Genomic DNA, 345 nt, shown 5'->3' with positions numbered 1-345 from the left:
GCGGCCGGGACGTCGAGGAGTGTGGTGCTGGCGCGTCGGGAGCGTCCGGAGCGGGTGCCCCTGTCGTATGCCCAGCAGCGCATGTGGTTCCTCAACCACATGGAAGAGGTCGACGGCGGGGGCGCTGTCTACAACCTGCCGATGGCATTGCGCCTGAGCGGACAGCTGGATGTGGCGGCACTGGCTGCGTCGCTGGGTGATGTTGCGGACCGCCATGAAACTCTGCGGACGGTCTTCCCGGCCATCGAGGGTGTTCCCTACCAGCACGTGTTGCAGGGAGGGGAGTGTCATCCGGAGTTGGTCGTGGTGGAGGCCGGTGAGGGCTGGCGTGCGGTCATGCGGGAG

1 protein-coding gene is annotated in these 345 nt (G+C 67.2%); it reads left to right on the top strand.

Annotated features, from left to right (window positions below):
• Positions 1-21: 21 nt before the first annotated feature.
• Positions 22-345 (top strand): condensation domain-containing protein (locus LQ326_RS47550; RefSeq protein WP_308402184.1); only part of this gene is annotated, 324 nt, incomplete at its 3' end.

This window comes from Streptomyces shenzhenensis, assembly GCF_021462265.1.
GTDB classification, from domain to species: Bacteria; Actinomycetota; Actinomycetes; order Streptomycetales; family Streptomycetaceae; genus Streptomyces; species Streptomyces shenzhenensis.
Note: the sequence above shows the minus strand (reverse complement) of the source record. Positions and strands in the feature narration are given on the sequence as shown.